This window comes from Stenotrophomonas sp. YJH_SMC_127 (assembly GCF_059372445.1).
In genome coordinates, this window is sequence record NZ_JCAFVO010000002.1 from 26,562 (window position 1) to 48,748 (window position 22,187).

The 22,187-nt window shown below is 66.6% G+C and carries 20 protein-coding genes and 7 tRNA genes; 14 read left to right on the top strand and 13 right to left on the bottom strand.

The features are described from left to right. Window positions 1-20: 20 nt before the first annotated feature. The 7 genes from AC5QAB_RS05430 to AC5QAB_RS05460 all read left to right on the top strand — a co-directional run bounded on the left by AC5QAB_RS05430 (window position 21) and on the right by AC5QAB_RS05460 (window position 7,689). Window positions 21-536, top strand: a complete 516-nt coding sequence (locus AC5QAB_RS05430) for an SMI1/KNR4 family protein (protein ID WP_197562167.1) — start codon at window positions 21-23, stop codon at window positions 534-536. Between the two features lie 33 nt (window positions 537-569). Beyond that, the gene (locus tag AC5QAB_RS05435; protein WP_049416750.1) at window positions 570-938 is read left to right on the top strand and encodes a YfeK family protein; all 369 of its coding nucleotides are present in this window, start codon (window positions 570-572) and stop codon (window positions 936-938) included. A gap of 64 nt (window positions 939-1,002) precedes the next feature. Continuing rightward, a complete protein-coding gene (locus tag AC5QAB_RS05440) occupies window positions 1,003-1,206 on the top strand; it encodes a PspC domain-containing protein (protein ID WP_014647543.1) in 204 nt (67 codons plus the stop codon). Beyond that, window positions 1,203-1,655, top strand: coding sequence for a hypothetical protein (locus AC5QAB_RS05445; RefSeq protein ID WP_046431279.1), 453 nt, complete (start codon window positions 1,203-1,205; stop codon window positions 1,653-1,655). Before AC5QAB_RS05440 ends, AC5QAB_RS05445 begins: the two co-directional genes overlap by 4 nt. A gap of 828 nt (window positions 1,656-2,483) precedes the next feature. Further along, window positions 2,484-2,699 carry a hypothetical protein gene (locus AC5QAB_RS05450; protein ID WP_005410085.1) on the top strand — a complete coding sequence of 72 codons (216 nt, stop codon included), beginning with the start codon at window positions 2,484-2,486 and terminating at the stop codon, window positions 2,697-2,699. Window positions 2,700-2,904: 205 nt separating this feature from the next. Beyond that, on the top strand, window positions 2,905-5,292 hold the full coding sequence (locus AC5QAB_RS05455; RefSeq protein ID WP_197561707.1) for a Tex-like N-terminal domain-containing protein: 2,388 nt from the start codon (window positions 2,905-2,907) through the stop codon (window positions 5,290-5,292). Window positions 5,293-5,499: 207 nt separating this feature from the next. Further along, complete coding sequence (locus AC5QAB_RS05460) at window positions 5,500-7,689, top strand: PAS domain S-box protein (RefSeq protein WP_049404946.1); 2,190 nt, start codon at window positions 5,500-5,502, stop codon at window positions 7,687-7,689. Between the two features lie 140 nt (window positions 7,690-7,829). On the opposite strand, the gene AC5QAB_RS05465 is transcribed toward AC5QAB_RS05460, so the two are convergent. From AC5QAB_RS05465 to AC5QAB_RS05475, 3 genes are all read right to left on the bottom strand, one after another. Then, a complete protein-coding gene (locus tag AC5QAB_RS05465) occupies window positions 7,830-7,976 on the bottom strand; it encodes a hypothetical protein (RefSeq protein WP_154582529.1) in 147 nt (48 codons plus the stop codon). 19 nt (window positions 7,977-7,995) lie between these two features. Then, a complete protein-coding gene (locus AC5QAB_RS05470) occupies window positions 7,996-8,286 on the bottom strand; it encodes a putative quinol monooxygenase (RefSeq protein ID WP_014647538.1) in 291 nt (96 codons plus the stop codon). A gap of 62 nt (window positions 8,287-8,348) precedes the next feature. Beyond that, window positions 8,349-9,437 (bottom strand): DUF5694 domain-containing protein, encoded by a 1,089-nt coding sequence (locus AC5QAB_RS05475; RefSeq protein ID WP_197561708.1) that lies wholly within the window; start codon window positions 9,435-9,437, stop codon window positions 8,349-8,351. Window positions 9,438-10,017: 580 nt separating this feature from the next. Here AC5QAB_RS05475 and AC5QAB_RS05480 point away from each other — a divergent pair. Next, complete coding sequence (locus tag AC5QAB_RS05480) at window positions 10,018-11,844, top strand: methyl-accepting chemotaxis protein (RefSeq protein ID WP_164110563.1); 1,827 nt, start codon at window positions 10,018-10,020, stop codon at window positions 11,842-11,844. On the opposite strand, the gene AC5QAB_RS05485 is transcribed toward AC5QAB_RS05480, so the two are convergent. Together AC5QAB_RS05485 and AC5QAB_RS05490 are read right to left on the bottom strand one after the other, a co-directional pair. After that, entirely contained in the window at window positions 11,841-13,280 is a 1,440-nt protein-coding gene (locus AC5QAB_RS05485; protein ID WP_197561709.1) for a diguanylate cyclase, read from the bottom strand. The two genes, AC5QAB_RS05480 and AC5QAB_RS05485, sit on opposite strands and share 4 nt — an antisense overlap. A 305-nt stretch (window positions 13,281-13,585) precedes the next feature. Next, window positions 13,586-13,671 (bottom strand) — tRNA-Leu (locus AC5QAB_RS05490). Window positions 13,672-13,803: 132 nt separating this feature from the next. Between AC5QAB_RS05490 and AC5QAB_RS05495 the strand changes: the two genes are divergently transcribed. After that, window positions 13,804-14,184 carry a response regulator gene (locus AC5QAB_RS05495; RefSeq protein ID WP_032957303.1) on the top strand — a complete coding sequence of 127 codons (381 nt, stop codon included), beginning with the start codon at window positions 13,804-13,806 and terminating at the stop codon, window positions 14,182-14,184. 124 nt (window positions 14,185-14,308) lie between these two features. On the opposite strand, the gene AC5QAB_RS05500 is transcribed toward AC5QAB_RS05495, so the two are convergent. Further along, the gene (locus tag AC5QAB_RS05500) at window positions 14,309-15,265 is read right to left on the bottom strand and encodes an SOS response-associated peptidase family protein (RefSeq protein WP_197557357.1); all 957 of its coding nucleotides are present in this window, start codon (window positions 15,263-15,265) and stop codon (window positions 14,309-14,311) included. Window positions 15,266-15,341: 76 nt separating this feature from the next. Between AC5QAB_RS05500 and AC5QAB_RS05505 the strand changes: the two genes are divergently transcribed. After that, a complete protein-coding gene (locus tag AC5QAB_RS05505; RefSeq protein WP_032957300.1) occupies window positions 15,342-15,758 on the top strand; it encodes a GNAT family N-acetyltransferase in 417 nt (138 codons plus the stop codon). A gap of 101 nt (window positions 15,759-15,859) precedes the next feature. Here the strand turns inward: AC5QAB_RS05505 and AC5QAB_RS05510 are convergent. The 7 genes from AC5QAB_RS05510 to AC5QAB_RS05540 all read right to left on the bottom strand — a co-directional run bounded on the left by AC5QAB_RS05510 (window position 15,860) and on the right by AC5QAB_RS05540 (window position 17,171). Next, window positions 15,860-15,935, bottom strand: a tRNA-Glu gene (locus tag AC5QAB_RS05510). Between the two features lie 47 nt (window positions 15,936-15,982). After that, a tRNA-Ala gene (locus AC5QAB_RS05515) sits at window positions 15,983-16,058 on the bottom strand. Window positions 16,059-16,103: 45 nt separating this feature from the next. After that, window positions 16,104-16,179: transfer RNA gene (locus AC5QAB_RS05520), tRNA-Glu, on the bottom strand. Window positions 16,180-16,228: 49 nt separating this feature from the next. Next, window positions 16,229-16,304, bottom strand: a tRNA-Ala gene (locus AC5QAB_RS05525). A 184-nt stretch (window positions 16,305-16,488) separates the two neighbouring features. Then, window positions 16,489-16,564: transfer RNA gene (locus tag AC5QAB_RS05530), tRNA-Glu, on the bottom strand. A gap of 54 nt (window positions 16,565-16,618) precedes the next feature. Next, window positions 16,619-16,694: transfer RNA gene (locus tag AC5QAB_RS05535), tRNA-Ala, on the bottom strand. 78 nt (window positions 16,695-16,772) lie between these two features. Beyond that, window positions 16,773-17,171: a heavy metal-responsive transcriptional regulator gene (locus tag AC5QAB_RS05540; protein WP_032957298.1), complete on the bottom strand. Its 399-nt coding sequence runs from the start codon at window positions 17,169-17,171 to the stop codon at window positions 16,773-16,775. Between the two features lie 186 nt (window positions 17,172-17,357). Here AC5QAB_RS05540 and AC5QAB_RS05545 point away from each other — a divergent pair, with 186 nt between their 5' ends. The 4 genes from AC5QAB_RS05545 to AC5QAB_RS05560 all read left to right on the top strand — a co-directional run bounded on the left by AC5QAB_RS05545 (window position 17,358) and on the right by AC5QAB_RS05560 (window position 22,142). Further along, on the top strand, window positions 17,358-18,425 hold the full coding sequence (locus AC5QAB_RS05545) for a GlxA family transcriptional regulator (RefSeq protein WP_032957296.1): 1,068 nt from the start codon (window positions 17,358-17,360) through the stop codon (window positions 18,423-18,425). 81 nt (window positions 18,426-18,506) lie between these two features. Then, window positions 18,507-19,310, top strand: a complete 804-nt coding sequence (locus tag AC5QAB_RS05550) for a redoxin family protein (protein WP_197561710.1) — start codon at window positions 18,507-18,509, stop codon at window positions 19,308-19,310. Window positions 19,311-19,340: 30 nt separating this feature from the next. Continuing rightward, the gene (gene dsbG / locus AC5QAB_RS05555) at window positions 19,341-20,183 is read left to right on the top strand and encodes a thiol:disulfide interchange protein DsbG (protein ID WP_032957294.1); all 843 of its coding nucleotides are present in this window, start codon (window positions 19,341-19,343) and stop codon (window positions 20,181-20,183) included. A 525-nt stretch (window positions 20,184-20,708) separates the two neighbouring features. Further along, complete coding sequence (locus tag AC5QAB_RS05560) at window positions 20,709-22,142, top strand: DcaP family trimeric outer membrane transporter (protein ID WP_069118259.1); 1,434 nt, start codon at window positions 20,709-20,711, stop codon at window positions 22,140-22,142. Window positions 22,143-22,187: the final 45 nt, after the last annotated feature.

Consider the following 22,187-nt stretch of genomic DNA (forward strand, 5'->3'; position numbering starts at 1 on the left):
ACCGTTTGATGGACAGGCACATGGCTCAGCCAGCAGTTTTCGCCCGGAACAACGTCGTGTTCAACGATTCGTCGCCACCGGTGCCGATCGATCTGATTGCAGTGATGGTGCCGGGCAGATTTCCCGGCAGAGATGCCTTTATCGAATTCTATTCGAAGCACAATGGTGGCTACTTCGACGGCGGCGCGGTGTTCTATCGGGACACGTTCTACGAAGTTACCGCAGAAGATCGAAATCGGCTTGAGCTGGAGGCATTCCATTGCATCGAGGTGCCGGGCGTGCCTCCCAATCCTCGGCTTGTGTCAATCGTTGATGTGATGGAATGGAGGGCAGACCGCCATCGTGACGCTCTGGCGTTCTTTGAATCTCACATCCCCTTTGGGGTTGACTGCGGCGACAACGACTATTGGCTTGATACGCGGACAGGTAGTGTGAAATTCACAATTGCGGGGGAGCATATCCGTGCGGACGACGCGATTCTTGTCGCCCCGGACTTCCTCTCGTTTTGCGAGAATATTCAGGCCATGCAGCGATAGAATCGAGCTTGATCGGCCGCCATGAGGCCCCTGATGTCCCGACGAATTCCTCTGATCTTGGCCGCGCTACTGGCAGCACCACTTGCCCAGGCGGCACCCGGTGCAGACGCACGGCGGGAGATCGCCCAGTTGATCGCCAGCCTGGACGGCTCCCAGTGCCGGTTCCAGCGCAATGGCAGCTGGTACGACGGCGGCGATGCGCGCGCGCATCTGCAGCGCAAGTACGACTATCTGCTGAAGAAGGACATGGTGGACAGCGCCGAGCAGTTCATCGAGCGCGCCGCCAGCCAGAGCAGCATGAGCGGCAAACCCTATCGCATCCAGTGCCCGGGGCAGCCTGAACAGACCGCAGCCGCCTGGTTCGGTGCGCGCCTGCAGGCGCTGCGTCACCGCACGCCGTAGACATGGGCAGGGTGTAGAGTCGAGCCACGCTCGACTGCCCTGTCCGTTGCCCGGAGCCGCCGCCATGAACACCACGCCCAAGACACTGTCGCGTTCATTGAACGACCGCATGATCGCCGGCGTGATGGGTGGCATTGCCCATCGCTTCGGCTGGAATGCCACCCTTCTGCGGGTGGTCTACGTGCTGCTGTCGCTGGCCTCGGCGGCCTTCCCCGGCATCCTGGTCTACCTGATCCTGTGGCTGCTGATGCCGAACGAGGCCGATTGAACACCGCCTCCCGGCCTTGGCCGATCTGGCTGCGCGCGCTGCAGGTGCTGGGCGCGGTGTGGACCCTGCCCAACACCCTGATCGGCCTGATGGGTGGGCTGGCCGGCATGCTCGGCGGCGCGACATTGCGCTGGAGCCGGCGTGACTGCGCGCTGGTGTTCGACCGCTGGCCGTGGGGGCCGGGTGGGGCGATCACCTTGGGCAATGTGATCCTGCACACGGGCCACGATCTTGGCATTTCCTGCCGGACCTACGCGCATCAGGCGGGGTGGGGCGTGGAGCCGCTGATCCGGCTGGACGACCATGAGCGTGCGCATGTCTACCAGTACATGGTGCTGGGGCCGCTGTACCTGCCGGTGTACCTGCTGTGTGGCGGGGTGAGTGCGCGCAATCCGTTCGAGCGGGCGGCCGATCATTTCGCCCGGTTCGGGCAAGGCTGGTGGCCGTAGTTTCCAGCCAACGGCACCGCCCCTCGTGGCTTGGTCGCGGAATGCCTGCTTCCTGGGGGCTGGCCGGGTGGGTGGGGCCAGCGGGGACGCCGTGAACCCATCCATGGGGGCTTGGCCGCGGCTTGCACGTGTGCGCTGTCCTGCGCACACGGCAAGACCGGGGTTGGGCGTCCTGCCCAACCCGTCGGGCGCATGCGCCCGACCCAAGCCGCGGATACCCGCCACCCCCACCCACCCGGCCGCTGACAGATTCCGTGCGCGTCCAGCCACGGAAGAGATAAAGAACAGCAGAAGCGGGTCGCGCGCTGCGCTTGCTCGTGTAGAGCCGAGCCTGCGCTCGGCTTCGCGGACTGGCCTGAAAGCAGCCGAGCGTGGGCTCGGCTCTACAAAAAGCGGCCAGCCAAGCTGTTTTTGCTTTTGATCTTCTTTTTTCTTTTCCGTGGCTGGACGTGCCCGAAAAACTGCCAGGGGCCGGGCGGGGTGGGTGCGCGGGACCGTTGGCGCCATGGATGGCGCCATCGAGCCCCCAGGGACGGGTTCACGGCGTGTCCCGCGCACCCACCTCGCCCGGCCCAATCACATCAAACGCGTTACACGACCACCCACGAGGGGCTGCGCCGTTGGCGGGAATCCCCCACGGATTCGTTAGCCGGAAGTTAAGGATCCGTAAGCATTCTGCTGCGATCCCGCAGTCATCTGCATGCAACCGATCGTCATTAGCCTTCGTGACGTTCCAGTCAGGTTCGACGCGGTAAGCTCTCCCCCGATGAGCTCGCAGCATTGCTCATCGAGTGCAGTACGCAGTAGCAATTTGGAGGAATACATCACATGGCAATCGTTCTTTATGTCGGTGGTAGCAAGGATGGCGAGAAGGGCGTGGTGCCCTACGGCTTCAGCAAATCCCGCGCCGACACCGCGCTGGGGCCGGAGTTCTACACGGAGCGGTTCATGGAACTGCAGGGTGTCGGCAAGGTCCGCCTGATGGCCCTGGAAGGCATGCGTGACGAGATCGTCATGCAGCGCGCCGCCCGCCACTACCGCTGACCTTCGCAACACGCGGCAGGGCGCGCCCACCATCGCGCCCGCGCCGGCATCCCAGCCCCGGGCCAGTCCGGGCCCGCTCTTTGCCAGGATGCCGGCGTCCACTCCGGCTACGCCGCTGAACCCCGTCCCCTGTCAATGCCTTGTCCGGCTCCGTCGTCGGTTGCCAGAATGGGGTCTTCCCGTAACGCGGCTCAGACCTGAAGCAATGCACGACGCCAAGAACGCCCAGAGCGCGCTCGCCCAGCAGATCGCCCAGACCATCGCCGACGAGATCGGTGCCCAGTCCGCCCAGGTACGCGCCGCCGTCGGCCTGCTCGACGAGGGCGCCAGCGTTCCGTTCATCGCGCGCTACCGCAAGGAAGTGACCGGTGGCCTGGACGACACCCAGCTGCGCAACCTGGAAACCCGGCTGACCTACCTGCGCGAGCTGGAGGACCGCCGTGCGGCGGTGCTGGCCAGCATCGGCGAGCAGGGCAAGCTCAGCGACGAGCTGCGCAATGACATCCTGGCCGCCGATACCAAGAGCCGGCTGGAAGACCTGTACCTGCCTTACAAGCCCAAGCGACGTACCCGCGCCCAGATCGCCCGCGAGGCCGGTCTGGAGCCGCTGGCCGATGGCCTGCTGGCCGATCCGACGCAGGACCCGCAGACGTTCGCGGCCACCTTCGTCGATACCGACAAGGGTGTGGCCGACACCAAGGCCGCGCTGGAAGGCGCCCGCGCGATCCTGATGGAGCGCTGGGGCGAAGATGCCGCGTTGGTTGGCGAGCTGCGCACCTGGCTGGGCGAGACCGGCGTGATCCGTGCCCGCGTGGCCGAGGGCAAGGAAACCGAAGGCGCCAAGTACCGCGACTATTTCGAACATGCCGAATCTCTGGCGAAGATTCCCTCGCACCGGTTGCTGGCGCTGTTCCGCGCGCGCCGCGAAGAGATCCTGTTCCTGGAACTGGACCCGGGCAGCGATGCCGAAGCGGGCCACCAGTACGCCGAGGGTCGGGTGGCACGCAAGGCCGGCATCGCCGACCGGGGGCGTGCCGCCGACCGCTGGCTGCTGGATGCCTGCCGCCTGACCTGGCGCGCCAAGCTGCACACCCATCTTCTGCTGGACCTGTTCAACCAGGCCCGCGAAAAGGCCGAAGCCGAAGCCATCGCGGTGTTCGGCGACAACCTGAAGGACCTGCTGCTGGCCGCACCGGCCGGCCCGAAGACTGTGCTGGGCCTGGACCCTGGCATCCGTACTGGCTGCAAGATCGCCGTGGTCGATGCCACCGGCAAGCTGGTCGCCACCGACACCATCTACCCGCACGAACCGCGCCGTCAGTGGGAGCAGTCGGTGCAGACGATCAAGCAGCTGTGCGCCAAGTACAACGTGGAGCTGATCGCGATCGGCAATGGCACCGCCAGCCGCGAAACCGACAAGCTGGCCGGCGAAGCGATCAAGGCTGCCGCCAACCCGAAGCTGCAGAAGGTCGTGGTCAGCGAGGCGGGCGCCTCGGTGTACTCGGCCTCCGAGTTCGCGGCCAAGGAGTTCCCGGGGCTGGACGTGTCGCTGCGTGGCGCGGTATCGATCGCTCGTCGCCTGCAGGACCCGCTGGCCGAACTGGTCAAGATCGAACCCAAGGCGATCGGTGTCGGCCAGTACCAGCACGACGTGGACCAGTACCGCCTGGCGCGGGCGCTGGACGCGCGCGTGGAGGACTGCGTGAACGCGGTCGGCGTGTATGTCAACACCGCCTCGGCCGCGCTGCTGTCCCGGGTGTCCGGCCTGTCGGCCACGGTGGCCGAGAACATCGTGCGCCATCGCGACGACAACGGCCCGTTCAAGTGCCGCAAGGACCTGCTGAAGGTCGCGCGCCTGGGCGAGAAGACCTTCGAGCAGTGCGCCGGCTTCCTGCGCATCGCCGATGGCGACCAGCCGCTGGACGCCTCGGCGGTACACCCCGAAGCCTATCCGGTGGTTGAGCGCATCGTGGCCAGCACCGCGCGCCCGATCAAGGCGCTGATCGGTGACGGCAGCTTCCTGCGTGGCCTGAAGGCAGAACAGTTCACCGACGACACCTTTGGCGTCCCGACCGTGCGCGACATCCTGAAGGAACTGGAAAAGCCGGGCCGCGACCCGCGCCCGGAGTTCAAGGCGGCGCGCTTCGCCGAGGGCGTCGAGGACATCAAGGACCTGCGCGAGGGCATGGTGCTGGAGGGCGTGGTCAGCAACGTGGCCGCCTTCGGGGCCTTTGTCGATATCGGCGTGCACCAGGACGGCCTGATCCACATCTCGGCGCTCTCCGATACCTTCGTGAAGGACCCGCGCGACGTGGTCAAGGCCGGTGACATCGTCAAGGTGAAGGTGCTGGAGGTGGACGTGGCGCGCAAGCGCATCGCCCTGACCCGGCGCCTGGACGATACCCCGGGCCAGGCCACCAGCCGCCCGGGCCAGCGCGATGAGCGGGGCCAGGGCCAAGGGCCGCGCCGTGACGCTGGCGGCCAGAACCGTGGACCGAACCGCGGCCAGGGCGCTGGCGGCCGTCCGGCCCAGTCTGCGCCGCCGGCCAACAACGCCCTGGCCGAAGCCTTTGCCCGGGCCAAGCGCAGCTGAGGATCGTGCCCCCCGTCACGGTTGATCCGGGGCGGGGGGCTTGTCGGTTTTCCCGGTGATTGCGCACACTTGCGCCTGAGGGGGGCGTTTGGCCTCCCCGCTGTCGCTGGGGAGGACCATGACGCCAGCACGACCCGCCGTCTTCGTTGCAGGCCGCAGCGCTCCGCTGCGGTCGGCGCCTGCCCGTGCCGGCAGGGGACCGGAGTGATGCCGGGCCAGGGCACCCACGGCAATGGACTGCTGGAGCGCCGCCTGCAGGCGTTGGCGGAAGAGCGTCGCCGGCTGGCGATGATCATCGACGGTACCGCTGCGGGTACCTGGGAATGGAACGTGCAGACCGGCGAGATGCGGGTCAATGCGCGCTGGGCCGAGATTGTCGGTTATCGCCTGGATGAGCTGGAACCGATCTGCCAGAAGACGTTCCTGAAGCTGGTCCATCCCGATGACATTGCGCTGTCCGATGCAGCGCTGGACGATCATTTCGAAGGGCGCAGCGACAACTACGCCTGCCTGCTGCGCATGCGCCACAGGAACGGCCAGTGGATCTGGATCCAGGACCGTGGCCGGGTCTTTGAATGGGACGGGCACGGCAAGCCGCTGTGGATGGCCGGTGCCCATGCCGATGTCACCGAGCTGCAGCAGGCAAGGCAGGACGCGGCCGAGACCCGGCAACGCCTGCAGGCCGTGGTCGATGCGTCCGATGAGGTGGCGGTGATCGCCACCGATACCGATGGCACCATCACCCTGTTCAACACGGGGGCGGAGCGCCTGCTGGGCTACAGCGCGGCGGAGGTGGTCGGCCAGCGCCGGCTCGACGCCTTCCACGATCCAGCCGAACTGAAAGCGTGGTTGCAGCCGCTGGCTGATGCTGATGGCAATCTTCCCGGCGTGTTCGAGGCGCTGAGCGCGCGTGCCGACGGGCAGACCTACTCGCGGCAGTGGACGCTGCTGCGCAAGGATGGCCAGTCACGCCAGGTACGCCTGTCGATCAGCCGCATGGAGAGTGCCGATGGAACGCGCATCGGCTACGTCGGCATGGCCATCGACATTACCGAGATCCTGCAGGCACGCGCCGAAGCACGACTGTCGGCAGAGAAGTTCGCTGGCGCGTTCACCTCCGCCGCACTGGGCATGGCACTGGTGTCGCTGGAAGGACGCTGGCTGGATGTCAACGACGCGCTGTGCCGGATACTGGGCTACCCGCGAGAAGAGCTGCTGCAGGTCGATTTCCAGCGCCTGACCCATCCCGATGACCTGCAGACCGACCTGGCCCTGGTACAGGACCTGTTGGCCGGGCGACGCAGCCACTATCACCTGGAAAAGCGCTACCTCGACCGCGACGGCCGCATCATCTGGGCGCGGCTGTCGGTGTCGCTGGTGCGCAACGAGCATGGCGAACCGCTGCATTTCGTGTCGCAGATCCAGGACATCACCGCCCAGCGCAGCAGCGAGCAGCGCCTGTTCGAGAGTGAACAACGCAGCCGAATCACCCTGGATGCGGTGGCCGACCTGGTGCTCAGCGTCAGCCTTGATGGCCGCATCGACTACGCCAACGCGGCTGCGGTGCGCACCCTGGCCGGTGATGGCGCATTGTCGCTGGCCGGGCACAAGGTGCAGGACGTGCTGGCGCTGACCACCGAGTACGCGCCCGGTTCGGTACTGGATGTGACGGTGCTGCTGGACCCGGAGAGCAACGCGGTGGACCTGCACGCCGACCTGCTGCTGCGCCTGGGCACGGCAACGGTGCCGGTGGACCTGACCCGCGCCTGGCTGCGCGATGACGAAGGCCACGTGCGCGGCGCGGTGTGGGTGCTGCGCGACGACACCCAGCAGCGGGCACGCCAGCGCGAAGCCCGCCACCTGGCCGAGATCGATCCGCTCACCGAACTGAGCAACCGCCGCGGTTTCGAGGTGCACCTGCAGCAGGCGATCACCCGCGTGGAGCGCACCGGCCAGGCTGCCTCGCTAATGTACATCGATCTGGACCGCTTCAAGCCGGTCAACGACACCTGGGGCCATCTGGCCGGCGATGCCGTGCTGTGGGCGGTGGCCAGCGTGCTGCGCCATGGCGTGCGCGATTCGGACGTGGTGGCGCGGTTGGGCGGTGACGAATTCGCGGTCATCCTGTCCGGTTGCACGCCGCGGCGTGCGGCCCGCATCGGGGGCGAGCTGCTGCACACCCTGGCCGCGCTGTCCATTCCGTGGGACCAGGACCGGCTGCGGATCGGTGCCAGCATCGGTATCGCGCCGCTGGCCGGCGGCATGAGCGTGGACCAGGCGGTGGCTGCGGCCGATGCCCAGTGCTACCGGGCCAAGGCGATGGGGCGCAACAACGTGCAGGTGCAGGGCGAGTTGTCCCAGCTTCCGGGTGACGATCCCGACGCCGCGGAGGACTGATCTCAGCCTGTGAGAGGACGCGCGCGAATACTGCGCGCACTCCACTCACGCAGGTAACCTCCATGAATGCCTGGAACCCGGTTGCGGTACGCAAGTTCATTCCGGCCCTGATCGGCTGGTGCCTGGCGCTGGCCGCCTGTCTACGCGCCGAACAGCTGCGCGGCGACCTGCACGCACGGGCGTTGTTGCCCGTGTTGCAGCAAGGTGCGGTCGCGCTGCTGGTCCTGAGCCTGTCCTGCACGGTTGCGGCCTGCCTGTTGCTGTGGCGGCATGGCCGCAGCGATCATGTGCATCCCGCTGCAGGCACTACACCCGTACGGCATCCATCAGCAGGAACCGGCACGGCGCACACTGGAAGGCATTGATCTGTGGCACAAGGCGCTGGAAGTGTTCGCTGGCACAGTGCAGGTCGAGCGCGGCGCGGTCGGGCCACAGCTCGATGAAGATGAAGTGGCCCGGATCCTTCTGGTCGACGAACAGTTCATAGCCGAGGCAGAGCGGCTCGCGCAGCGTGCATGCGACCAGCTCCCGGTACAGGGGAAGCACGGTGTCCACCGCATCGGGATGGATGAAATCCTCGGCGATCACTTTCAGCATGTCGGCTCCTGCGAATCGGGCCTTGCAGGATAGCGCCGGCGCATGGCCGGCACCTGTTCCCGTCAACGCAATACCGTGTCCGCACTGACCAGCCGCACGTCATGCATCTGATTGAGGTAGGCCTCGTAGTAGCCCTTGTGCGAGGCACCCACGATGGCCAGCATGCGTCTGCCAGGATGCTGGCTCAGCACGTCGCGGATGTTGGCGACCATGCGCAGGTTGCGGGTTTCCCAGTAACCGACGTACATCCGGCCGAACGCCTTGGAGGACGGCTCGACGAGCGTCGCGCCGAAGTCGCTCTGGTAGGCGGCCATCGCCGCCGCCGGGCTGTTGTAGTCCCGATACAGCGCCATGACACCGCCGGGCTTGTCCAGATCGGCCACGAGGCGTTCATCGGCCTCCCGCCGCGCGCGCGAGTGCGTATTGTTCCAGGCACCGGTGATGGCCGCGCTGGCCGCCGCTTCATCCTCGGCGGGCGTGGGCGAATCGGCCGTGTGGTCGTCCACGGCCCACAGGCGTTCCTGCCCGAGGCGGGCGGCGACCTCGGCGGCGATCAGGTGGGTTTCATTGCGGCGAACCAGGCCTTTTTCGAGGATCTCGACCAAGGCAGGTGTCAGTCCATCACCGCCTTTGCGCTCGGACGCAGGCAGGCGCAGCCACTGCACCTGCGCCGAGCCGCGTTCACCCGCTGCCAGGAACAATGCTGCGAGCCGACGACGCTGGGCGGGCGTCGGCTCGTCCGGCCAGGTCGCAAGCAGGTGCTCGGCCTGGGTGTTCGCCGTAGGCACGTCCAGTCCGGTCGCAGCCTGCGCAGCGGTGGTGTCGAAGCAGTAGGTGGCCACGCTCTCCGCATAGCGTGCCGGGTAGCGACGCATGAAATCGCACTGCAGGCCTGACAGGTCTTCGGTGGCGATCAGCTCGGGCTTCCAGGCGACCAGTCGCTGCAGCAACGGTTCAAGCAAGGCGGGCTGGAAGGACTTGGGCAGGCCGGACAAGTGGGGGGTGCCCAGTACCAGCGCTTCGTTCGGGCGCCCGGCAGGCGGGCCCTTCAGCTGGTCGGGATGGAAGCTGGGGCGGTAGGTGGCGTCGGCAGCGAAGGCGCCGCTGCTGCACAGGCCCAGGATGAGGAAACTGGCCAGGCGTGGGAACATGCGATCTCCGTGTCAGTGAGCGTCCTGCGGTTCGCTGCATGCTGGCCAGTTTCATCTACCACCGGATCTCCCGTTGGTCATGCAAACCTTTTCCGCTTGAACTGCATCCGCGTGCCGGGCAAGGCTATGCCCAGTGACGGCGACAACGCGCGACATATGCCCTGACGACACCCGGTGCCGAGCAGAACCTGCCCAGCCGGCGCCTGGCGAAACCGCTCGGCGGTGCCCCTGTCTCGCGTGAGCAGAATGTGAAGTGCATCGCGATTGTCTACCGCATCCCTGCAGGAGCATCTGAAGATGCGACGGACGTCGCGGAATCCGGCTAAAGCCACCGATCGCATCGCCGATATTCCCTCTGGATCCCGCTCAAGTCGCCCGCTGCAGGACCCCAGGCTGCCCCCGACGGGCGGCCCGCGCTGTGTGTTCCGCCGCTCCTTATGCCGATCGCACCCGCACCAGACGTTCTTGCCAGCCGCTCGAGGGGTGCCTGCCGGTACCTGTAGTCCCAAGCAACTGAAGTTGCCGCCGGGCATCCCGCCCGTCGGGTCGCAACCGCTTACCGGACACCGAGGATCAGACAATGCTCATTCCAGGCTTTACGGCGGGCGCGCAGGCGCCGGCCGAGCTGCATACCCGTTGGTCGCCGTGGCGCGCCCTGCTGGGCGCGCTGGCACCGCAGCACCGCAGCGGCGTCGAGGCGGCGGCCGATGGCCGTGCCGAGCTGGAGGCGCAGGTCGCGGCGCTGCACCGGGTCCAGGCGGTCATCGAGTTCGCCCTCGATGGCACCATCCTGCAGGCCAACGAGAACTTCCTGCAGGCGATGGGTTACCGGCTGGAGGAGATCCAGGGCAAGCATCATTCCCTGTTCGTCGACCCCGAGCAGGCGCGCAGCGCCGGATACCGTGACCTCTGGGCGCGGCTGGGTCGTGGCGAATACGACGCGGGCCAGTACCGGCGTTTTGGCAAGAACCAGCGCGAGATCTGGATCCAGGCCTCGTACAACCCGGTGCTGGACCGGCAGGGGCGTCCGTACAAGGTGGTCAAGTTCGCCACTGACATCACTGCGCAGAAGCTGCAGGCGGCCGACTCGGCCGGCCAGCTGGCGGCGATCGACAAGTCGCAGGCGGTGATCGAGTTCAGCATGGATGGCCGCATCCTGTCGGCCAACGACAACTTCCTGGCTGCCACCGGTTACAGCCTGGATGATGTGCGTGGCCAGCACCACTCGCTGTTCGTCGAACCTGAGTATCGCAGCAGTGCCGAGTATCGGCAGTTCTGGGAAAAGCTCGGCCGTGGCGAATATGATGCCGGCCAGTACCGGCGCCTCGGCAAGGGCGGACGCGAGGTCTGGATCCAAGCGTCCTACAACCCGATCCTGGACCTCAACGGGAAGCCGTTCAAGGTGGTCAAGTACGCCACCGACATCACCGCGCAGGTGCATGAGAACCAGGCCATGCAGCGTGCCGTGGCGCAGACCCGTGAAGTGGTGGCGGCCGCCAAGGAAGGCGACCTGACCCGGCGCGTGGCCACCGCCGACAAGAACGGGCCGATCGCCGAGCTGTGCGAAGGGGTGAATTCGCTGGTCGAGGCGATGGCCGCGATCATCGGCCAGATCAAGTTCGCCGCTGACACCATCGCCGTCGGCGCCACCGAGATCGCGCAGGGCAACAGCGATCTGTCGCAGCGCACCGAGCAGCAGGCAGCGTCGCTGGAGGAGACCGCGGTGTCGATGAAGGGCCTGGCCGAGACCGTGCAGCGCACCGCGACCAACGCACGGCAGGCCAGTCAGCTGGCCGGTGGTGCCGCCGATGTCGCCGCGCGCGGCGGTAACGTAGTGCACGAAGTGGTGGAAACCATGGCGGTGATCAACGCGTCCTCGCGCCGCATCGTCGACATCATCGGCGTGATCGACGGCATCGCCTTCCAGACCAACATCCTTGCCCTGAACGCCGCGGTGGAAGCCGCGCGTGCGGGCGAACACGGGCGTGGCTTCGCCGTGGTCGCCACCGAGATCCGGGAACTGTCGCAGCGCTCGGCCAGTGCCGCCAAGGAGATCAAGCAACTGATCGATGCGTCGGTGGCCAATGTCGGTGCCGGTACCGCGCAGGTTGAGAGCGCCGGCCGCACCATGGACGAGATCGTGGTCAACGTGCGCCGGGTCAGCGACCTGATGTCCGAGATCAGCACGGCCGCGCAGCAGCAGAGCGACGACATCCAGCAGATGAACCATGCCGTCGATCTGATCGACCAGGGCACCCAGCAGAACGCCGCGCTGGTCGAGGAAGCTTCGGCCGCGGCGCGCAGCATGGAAGAACAGTCGGCGCAGCTGCTGCAGACGGTGGCCAGCTTCCGCGTGCAGGGTGGGGCGGGGCACATGCATGGTGCGGCGGTGCTGCGCGCGGTCTAGGCGCGGCGGTCGGCGTGTTGTTCCCCGGCCTCGACGGCCGGGGCGGCGTGCACGCAGTTGCGGCCGGCATGCTTGGCCCGGTACAGGGCCTGGTCGGCACGCTCGACCAGGCTGCGCGGGTCACCCTCATCATGCGCGGCCTGCCAGGCCACGCCGATGCTGATGGTCACGTGGGCCTGGGCGGCGGGCAGGGCGGCGGCTTCCACGGCGGCGCGCAGGCGCTCGCCCAGGCCCAGGGCGTGGCCGATGTCGGGCGCGGGCAGGGCGGCGATGAACTCCTCGCCGCCGTAGCGGGCCAGCAGGTCATCACCGCGTTGCAGGCAGCCGTCGAGGATCGCGGCGACCGCCTGCAGGCGGCGATCACCTTCCGGATGCCCGTAGGTGTCGTTGAGTCGCTTGAAGTGGTCGATATCGATCATCAGCACCGCCAGCCCCACGCCCTGGCGACGGGCGCGGCCGTGCGCGCTGCCGAGCGCTTCATCGAAGTTGCGCCGGTTGCCGAGCCCGGTCAACGGATCGCGCCGGGCCAGCAGCGCCAGCTCGTCGCGCTCACGCTGGATCTGCACCTGGGTGAGCACGCTGCGCAGGGCATGGCCGAGCATGGCACCGATGAACCCCACGGTGGCCAGGGTCGGCTGCAGGCGTGCCACCAGCAGCGCCACCATTATCAGCAGCAACGGCAGCATCAGCGGCACGCCGGCATCGACGATGCGGCGGAGGTTGCGCGGCACAGCCACCGCCGGTGGGCGGTACGTGCTGCCGGCCAGCACTGCCAGCAGCACGAAGAGCCCGCTGATCAGCAGGTCGCCCCAGCCACCATCGGGTACCTGCGGCTGCCAGGTATTGATGTAGAGCGCCATCAGGAAGTAGCCGAGCGCGTAGATCGTCAACGTGCGGAAGAAGTCGCGGCGGTCGGCATTGTCCTCGGCCAGGAAGCGGATCAGCGCGAAGCAGAACACCAGGCTGTTCTGCACGTTGCTCAGGGTGTGCAGGCATTGCGTCCACAATGCGGTGTTGAGGTGTGCCATCGCCCGCGTATGCACGAAGTACAGCACCCACAGCAGCGCGATGACCGCCAGGTCCACCGCACGGATACAGCGGTTGCCGCCGCCTGGGCTGGCGGCAACGTAGGTCAGCGGAATCCGGTAGAACACATACAGGATCAGCGACGAGGCGGTCATCTGCGCAGGGCTGAGGCCGGCCACATTGCGATACAGCAGGGCCAGCAGGGCCAGCGAGAACAGGCCGACGGCAGCGCCCAGCGTTCGCCACTTGCAGGCCGCCTGGCTGTCGCGCGCGCGTCGCACGCAGGCCAGAGCGGCCAGAAGGGGGGCGGTGATCAGCATCAGGTAGGAGCCAACCGGGTCCTGCGGGCCGATCAAGGCAATGACGAGCGCGTGCGTGACCATGAAAAACAGTGCCGCACGCAACGTCATGCATTCCCCCGCCCCCAGATCCGGCTGGGATCACGATAGGCAGAAGTAGGTGAGGCTGGCAAGAAAAGTGTGCGCTAGTGCTATTCGCAACCTTGTCGACTGTCACATTTTCGTTTCAGCGGGGTGACACGACGGCGTTGACGTGGGCGTACGTCCAGAAGTCGCGGGGCTGCCCCCGCACGTGGCGATGGGCGCGCAGTATGTCGGCAAGCGTGGGAGGGGCATGCTGGGGCATCCTCGCCAGTGCCGGCGCTCCGGCCCGGGAAATGCAAAAGGCCAGGTCATGGACCTGGCCTTTGATGCAGTGGTGCCGGTGAAAGGACTCGAACCTTCATGGGGTCACCCCCGGCTGATTTTGAGTCAGCTGCGTATACCATTCCGCCACACCGGCAGGCAGCATGCGAGTGTAACCGAGGTCGGCAGGAGATGCCTAGTAGGAGAGCCTATCAGGGCGGTTCCTGTCGGCATTGGCCCCTTGGTAGCTATACTCCCGACGTGCAATTGCCTCCAGGAGCGGTAGCTGATGACAGTGTTGCAGGACCTGAGGGTGCTGGTGGTCGAGAACGACGAGATGAGTGCGGCCCTGCTGCAGATGCAGCTGGTGCATGCCGGTGCGACTGTGGTCGGGCTTGCCGCGAGTGTGTCCGAGGCCCTGCGGCTGCTGGAGCAGAGCACTCCTGACGTGGCCCTGCTGGATTACCGGCTGGCCCGCAACGAGACCAGTGAACCAGTGGCTGCAGCGCTTTCGGCGCGTGGCATTCCGTTCGTGCTGGCCACCGGGATGCTGGCCGAGCAGCTGCCTGCGCCGATGCTGGCCGGCCTGTTGCTGGTCAAGCCGTACCTGTCGGCCGATCTGTCGCGGGCGCTGGCGCGTGCGGTGGGACGCTCCAGCGCCAAGGCCTGAGCCGCTCGCCACGCACCGGCGGGGGGAAGCTGCGGGGGGCTGAATCCTCACGTCTGCGATGTGCGGCGGCAACCCCTGATCCAGGAGCCCTGCCCACGCGCGGTTTTTCATTCGCGTCCGGCGCTCAGCCCGCTTCCTCGTACACGTAACGGATTTCCTCGCGGTCATCGAGGATGCGGTACTGGCGCGCCAGATCATCCGGTTCGGGGTTGAGCCAGGCGTCCAGGTGTTCCCTGCGGATCGGTACCACGCCGCGGTCATGCCCGGCAGCGGCGACGTCGCTGGGCGGTGTGTCGGTGATCGTGGCAAACGAAAGCAGGCGGCCTTCCGGTCCTTCCCATTCTGCCCAGAGGCAGGCCAGCAGCAGGTCGCGGGGTGGATCGGGGCGGAATTCGAGCACCACGTCCTGCTCCTTTTCGTCGGCATCGAGGCTGCGGCCGGCGATGGCGTGGCGGGGCACGTGCTCGTAGAACGCCTGCACCACCACCACGCCGTGGCGCAGTCCGAACGCACCCCGCCAGTAACCTTCCAGGCTGTCGCGCCGCGCGTTGTAGGTGCCGGGGTACAGCACGTCGTTGCGCGCCGGCTTGTCCGGCAACCGGCACTGGTAGCGCATCGGCTTGATCACGCGCCGGCCGTTCTCGCTGACCATCACCGGCGCGTAGGTGCCGGGGAAAATGCGGTTGTCGCGCGGCAGCAGCTGCACCCGATGCAGGTCGTCCAGCCGGGCCTGCGCGCGCTCGATGCGGTTGCCGGCCACGCGCAGGTCATTGCGCGCTTTCTGCGTGGGCCGGGTGGCCAGCGTGGCATGGGCAATATCGCGTCGTTCGCGCTGCCGGACCAGTTCAGCCTCCAGCGCCTGCTGCTCCTGCGCATGCCATTGCTGGATCTTCGCCACGATGTCCCGGCCCTGTTCGGTACGCGCACCGGCGAACCCGTCATCCATCGCCTTCGGCGTCTTCGGCCGCTTCTTGCCTGGATCGTGTGCGTACAGTTCGGCGAACTCTTCCAGCGACAGGATGGCGCCGAACTCGCGTACCAGCTTGGCGTAGTCAGCGCGGATCAGGGCGGAATAGCACATGGGACTCTGGGGGCCTGGGTCGCAGCGGCTGCGACGTGGATGCGGCAGGATAGCCCGACCCATCTGGAGATGCCGCATGACTGATTCCATCACCTGCCAGTTCCGCGAAGCCGTGCCCACGGTCGAGGACTACTGCCGGTTGCGCGTGCTTGCAGGCCTCAGTGCCAAGGCCCGGGAAGCGGCCGCCCGCGCGCTGCCCAATACGCTGTTCGGCGTGTGTGCCTACCAGGGCACTGAGCTGGTGGCGATGGGCCGTATCGTCGGCGATGGCGGCTGCCACCTGCAGATCTGTGATATCGCGGTGCTGCCGCGGTTGCAGGGGCAGGGCCTGGGCAAGGAAGTGATGCGGCGCCTGGATGGCTGGATGCAGGCCAACCTGCCGCCATCGGCGTACGTCAGCCTGCTGGCCGATGGCGAGGCGCATCGGTTGTACGCACAGTTTGGTTTCGCGCCCACGGCACCGGCATCGATCGGGATGTATCGGCGGTTCTGAGCCGTAATCGGGGTGAAGCCATCCACACCATGCGTGGATAGGGCCTTCCCAGGAATCACAGGCAAAGAAAAACCCCGACCGGAGTCGGGGTTTTCAAGAATTGGCGTCCCCACGGGGATTCGAACCCCGGTCGCCACCGTGAAAGGGTGATGTCCTAGGCCTCTAGACGATGGGGACGCACGAAAACTTCAAGTTGTAGATCCTTCGACGGCCTAATGTCGAAGTGGTGGAGCCAAGCGGGATCGAACCGCTGACCTCCTGCATGCCATGCAGGCGCTCTCCCAGCTGAGCTATGGCCCCATGAAACTCCGGATGATCTGCCGGGAGCAGAGTCCGTTTTGAAACTGGCGTCCCCACGGGGATTCGAACCCCGGTCGCCACCGTGAAAGGGTGATGTCCTAGGCCTCTAGACGATGGGGACGCACGAAAAACTTCAAGTTGTAGAACCTTCGACGGCCTAATGTCGAAAGTGGTGGAGCCAAGCGGGATCGAACCGCTGACCTCCTGCATGCCATGCAGGCGCTCTCCCAGCTGAGCTATGGCCCCGTGTTACCGAGCCGCCTATCATACCTGCGTGTTCACGTTTGTGGAAGTTTTTTTTGAACTTTTTTCGTTCCGGTTCGCCCGTCGCCACGAGGGCAGGGGAACCGCAACGCCACAACCTGAATGCCGGTAGGCGGTGAACAAAAAAGACCCGGTTATCGGCCGGGTCCTCGTTGTTCGTGATGAGTGGCGTCCCCACGGGGATTCGAACCCCGGTCGCCACCGTGAAAGGGTGATGTCCTAGGCCTCTAGACGATGGGGACGCAATTCTCATCAATGTTCTTTAGCGACCTTTCGACGGCCTAATGCCGAAAGATTGGTGGAGCCAAGCGGGATCGAACCGCTGACCTCCTGCATGCCATGCAGGCGCTCTCCCAGCTGAGCTATGGCCCCACGTCGCTGAGGAGCGAAATAATAGCCTTGCCCCCGGGGGTTGGCAAGCATTTGTTGCACTTTTCTTCACGCGCGTTGTTATGCCGCGTCGTCGGTCAGCGCCGCCAGGATCGGGCACTGATCCAGCGTGCCGTGGCCGGGGCAGGCGTCGACCAGCTGAGAAAGCGCGGTGTGCATGCGCTGCAGTTCGGCCATGCGTTGTGCAATGTCCTGCAGTCGGGCCTGCGCCGTGTCGCGCACACTGCCCATGTCCTGTGAGTGGCGGTCACTGAGCGCCAGCAGTTCGGCGATTTCTTCCAGGCTGAAGCCCAGCGTCTTGGCGCGGCGGATGAAGCGCAGCCGGCGCAGGTCCTGCTCACCGAAGATGCGGTAGCCCCCGGCCGAGCGTGCCGCCGTGGGCAGCAACTGCTGGCGTTCGTAGTAGCGCACCGTATCGATCGGCACGCCGGCCTGGCGTGCCAGTTGACCAATGTTCATGGCGGATTCCTGCGGATGCTGCCGCTCATTGTGAAGCCTTGAGTCTGGTCCAGGGTCAAGGTCCCGTCGCTGACGGCGCATTCAGCGCACTTTGCAACTTTCTTCATAGCCCCACCGTCGTGGCAGTTCCTACCCTGCGCCTGAACCGGCCGCTGGACGGCCTGCAACGAACCGAGGAGATGGTCTGTGGAAGGATTCAGGAACGAAGGATTCGTCGAGGTCGCGGTGGTCGAATACCCGGGAGGCGACCCGTCGGCCGCCTCCGTGCTGACCGAGATGGCACATGTCGCCAACCGGCTTGCCCAGCAGCAGCGCCGTCCGTTCAAGCGTGTCCTGGTGACCCGCTGGATCGTGCCGGCCAGCCAGACCGGCGTGCATCGCATTGCCGGCGCGGAGATGCTCGAGGCGGACATCCCCGCCGTGATCGCCGTGCCTGGCCAGATCAGCCAGGGCGTCTGCCTGCGCGCCGATGAGGTGCTGCTGGATTGGCTGCGCGCGCATTACGACGGTGGCAGTCTGCTGGCTGCCGCCAGCGACGGTGTCAGCATGCTGGCACGCGCCGGTCTGCTGGCTGGGCGCACCGTCAGTGGTCCGGACCTCGGGCGCCATCCGGGCCTGCAGGGGCAGTCGGCCAGCTGGGTACCCAGCGAGCGCGCGCTGGTCGATGACGGCGACCTGCTGACGGTGGCCGGTTCCCAGGCCTGGCGCTTCCTCGCCCTGCGCCTGCTGTACCGGCTGCACGGCCAGGGCGTGGCGAGTTCCGTGGCGCAGCAGCTGGGGATCACGGTTCCGGCGGCGATCCAGCAGGATCTCGAGCGTTTCAGTGCCAACTTCGCCCACGGCGATCGCGATGTACTGAAGGCGCAACGCTGGCTGCATACCACCGCTGCGCGCGGCGCCACGCTCGGTGCGATCTGTGAGATTTCCGGGCTGGAGCCGCGCACCCTGCAGCGGCGCTTCCTGAAGGCCACCGGCCTGCGCCCGATCGAGTATTGCCAGCGGTTGCGTATCGCCAAGGCGCAGACGCTGTTGCAGCAGGGGGCGGGCATCGATGAAGTGGCCTGGGGCGTGGGCTATGCCGACCAGAGCGCATTCCGTCGCCTGTTCCTGCGCATTGTTGGAATGACGCCGGCCAACTATCGCCGGCTGGTCAACAACAAGCGGCGCGAGCGGCCGCTGTTGTCATCGGTGGCAGGCAGCCTGCGCGGGCTGCAACCGGCGCCCGGCATGCAGATGCCGCGCAGCGTGGCCTGATGCCTGCAGTAGGCGTCGCGCTTGCAACCTGGGCGCGACGCTTCGACCATGCAGGTAACGGATGATGGGGCAGGTGGGCTGATGTCGAGTGTGGGACCGGTGCCGATGCCGGTGGTGTTGATCCTGATGTGCGTGCTGCTGGCCATGGCGGTAGCACGCCTGTGGCCGCGTCGGAAAGACGGGATGGCAGTGCCTTCCGCGGCCAGCCTGGTTCTGGACATGTTGCTGATCGGCCTGCTGTGCGGACGCATCAGCTTCGTCGCCTTGAACTTCGCGCTTTACCGTGAGGCCCCGTGGAGCATCCTGCAGATCGCCGACGGTGGGTATCACCTTGCAGTCGTGCTGGCTGCGGGCCTGGCGTGGGGCACCTGGCGGCTGCGGCTCTGGCGCGCGTTGCGTGCGCCGGTGCTGGCGGGCGCACTGGTGGGCGTGGTGTCGTGGGTGGTGGGCAGCCACCTGCTGTCAGCCTGGCAGGAGCAGCGGATGCCGCTGCCGGCGGTGCAGGTGGCCGATCTGCAGGGGCGCGTGATCGACCTGCAGCAGTTCCGGGGCAAGCCACTGGTGCTGAATCTCTGGGCCAGCTGGTGTGGGCCCTGCCGGCGCGAGATGCCGGTGCTGGCATCCGCACAGCAGACCCACACCGACGTGCAGTTCGTGTTCCTCAACCAGGGGGAAACCCCGGACGAAGTGAAGGGTTTCATTGCATCCGAACAGCTCCGGCTGGGCAATGTGCTGCTGGACGATACCGCCTCGGCGTCAACCGTGCTGGGTGTGCAGGCCTATCCGTCGACGCTGTTCTTCGACGCCGAAGGTCGCCTGCGTGAACTGCACCTTGGCGAACTGACGGCCGCGGGTCTTGAACACAAACTGCGCCGGCTGCGGTAGCCTGCGCGGGCATCTCATTACGGAGTTCCCATGTTGTCGACTTCCCTGCGCATCGCTCCGGCGGTGCTGTTGCTGCCGGTCATGCTGGCATTGGCCGCCTGCAGCCAGGCCCAGACCCCGCCGGGCAAGACGGCGGCAGCGCCGGCCGCCGGCGCTCCGGCCACCGCGGCCAAGGGTGACCGTCCCGCAGTGCTGAAAGGCATCGAGAAGCACGGCTTCGAAGTCGTTGCCGAGTTTGATGCACCGGGTGGCCTGCGTGGCTTCGCCGGCGTGGTGGGGGGGCAGCAGCCCGCCGCCGCGTACGTGACCGCCGACGGCAAGCATGTGCTGGTGGGCAGCCTGTTCGATGCCGAAGGCAACGATGTGGCCGCCGAGGCGGTGGAGAAGCTGGTCGCTGCACCGATGTCGGCCAAGATGTGGACCAAGCTGGAAGCCAGCGCCTGGGTGCGTGACGGCAAGGCCGATGCACCGCGTGTGGTCTATACCTTCAGCGATGCCAACTGCCCGTACTGCCACAAGTTCTGGGAAGCGGCGCGTCCGTGGGTTGACGCCGGCAAGGTGCAGTTGCGCCACATCATGGTCGGCGTGATCCGCGAGGACAGCCCGGCCAAGGCCGCCGCCATCCTCGCGGCGCGTGATCCGAGCGCGGCGCTGCTGGAGAATGAGCACCAGTTCGACCGTGGCGGCATCAAGGCGCTACCGAGCATCAGCCGCGAGATCGCAGGCAAGCTTGATGCCAACCAGGTCCTGATGATCGAGATGGGCTTCCAGGGCACGCCGGGCATCCTGTTCCAGGATGCACAAGGGCAGGTGCAGCGTCGCGCGGGCCTGCCGCAGGGCGCCGACCTGCAGACGGTGCTGGGTCCGCGCTGATCGCCGCCAACGTCGTTATGTAACCGACAGGCCCGCATGGCAGCATGCGGGCCTGTTGCATTTCGGCGCTCCTGCGGCGGGCGGAGAGGGCAGCAGGGCTGCGCAGCAGCTGTTCGTCGTCACATCTGAATCGTGACTGACATCAAGCATCGCGCCTTGATTCCAATCAAGGTCAAAAACGACAGGCGGATTAGCCTGTTGACGCATGGAATACAGCGTCAACGCGCCATGGATGCCGCGCCAGACATGCCTTGAACCAGGGCGGTCGGCACAGCCATTCACGACACTCTCACTCCCCGATTGTTACCCAGACCGCTGCGGTCGCCACCTCTCTGGCAGCGCGGCCTTGATGGGCTCGACACCGGTGCGGGCAGGGCAGTGTCATCGTCCTGTTGCCTGCCGGATGCAGGCTGGCCGGTGTCGTCAACGCAGTATCCGCATTTCCAGCAACGGCGACGCGAGGCCAGGGCACTGTGCGCCTGTATCCGGCCAGCGCGCTGCGAATGTTTGTCCAGGGAGGATGCAATGCGCTTGGCGGTACTGAGTCTGGCCTGTTCGACCGCACTGGCGATCGCGCCAGCGTATGCGCAGCAGCATGGCCAGGAAGATGCGCAGGCGTTGCGGCAGGAAATCGCTGCCATGCGCCAGGCATTGGAAGGCATGCAGCAGCGCCTGGATCGGCTTGAGCAGCGCGAGGGCTCAGCGCCTGCCGCCGTGGCGCAGGCCCCGACCCCGGCAGCAACGGCGGGCGGCAGCGCCAGCATGCTGCACCCGACCCAGGTGCCGGGCGTGGCGCAACCGGTGCTGCCGCAGCGCGAATCGGTGGCCGATCCCTCAACGGCGGCGTCGCGTCCCGACAGCGCAGCCGGTCCGACCGACCCCGATCTGAAAGGCTTCTTCACCATTCCCGGCACCGATACGGTGATCCGCATCGGCGGCTACGCCAAGCTCGATGCGATTGCCGATTCGCGTGCGGCCGGTGACGAAGATCAGTTCATTCCGTCGTCGATGCCGGTGGGTGGCAGCCATCGCGATGTCTCCAATTTCAACATCCATGCCAAGCAGACCCGCTTCAGCTTCGAGGCGCGGCGCCCGACCACGCACGGCAACCTGCGTTTCTACCTGGAGAACGATTTCTTCGGCAGCAGTGAGGGGTATGAGTTCCGCCTGCGACACGCCTATGGACAGCTTGGCAACACCTATGCCGGCTATGGCTACTCCAGCTTCATGGACCCGGACAGCCTGCCCGATACGCTTGACTTCGCCGGGCCGGGCGGCGCCGGATACCTGCTGGTGGCGGGCATCCACCACAGTTTTGCGATAGGCAAGGGCAACACCCTGACCGTCGCTGCTGAAGACCCGAAGACTGAACTCGCCGGCGCCAGCGATGCTCGCACGGCAGTCAACCGCCTGCCCGATGTGACCGTGACCGCGCGCCTGGAGCGCGACTGGGGCCACCTGCAGCTGGGCGCGGTGGCACGCAGCCTGGCCTACGACGGCGATGGCGAGCGCGACCGGCGCATGGCCGGTGGCCTGCAGCTGAGCGGCTCGGCGTCAGTGGGCGAGCGCGACCTGCTGCTGTTCGGCGTACTCGGCGGGCGCGGCCTCAGTCGCTACACCGCCGACCTGACCGGCTCCGGACTGGACGCAGTGGTCGGTGCCGATGGCCGCCTCGCCGCGTTGGACCTGCACGGCGGTTTCGTCGGCTACACCCATTACTGGTCCGCGCTGTGGCGCTCCAACCTGATCTTTGGCCAGCTGACCCTGGAGCGCAACGCCGCACTCGCCACTGATGCATTCCGGCAGAGCCGCTACGGCGTGTTCAACCTGATCTGGAGCCCGGCGCCGTCCTGGACGATGGGCATGGAGCTGCTGTACGGCCGGCTGGAACAGCAGGGCGGCGCACGCGGCGACACGGTCCGGGTGCAGGGCAGCCTGCAATACAACTTCATCAAATAGACGCCAGCGGTCGTACGCCAGCGTAACCGTCCCCACGCCCGGTGC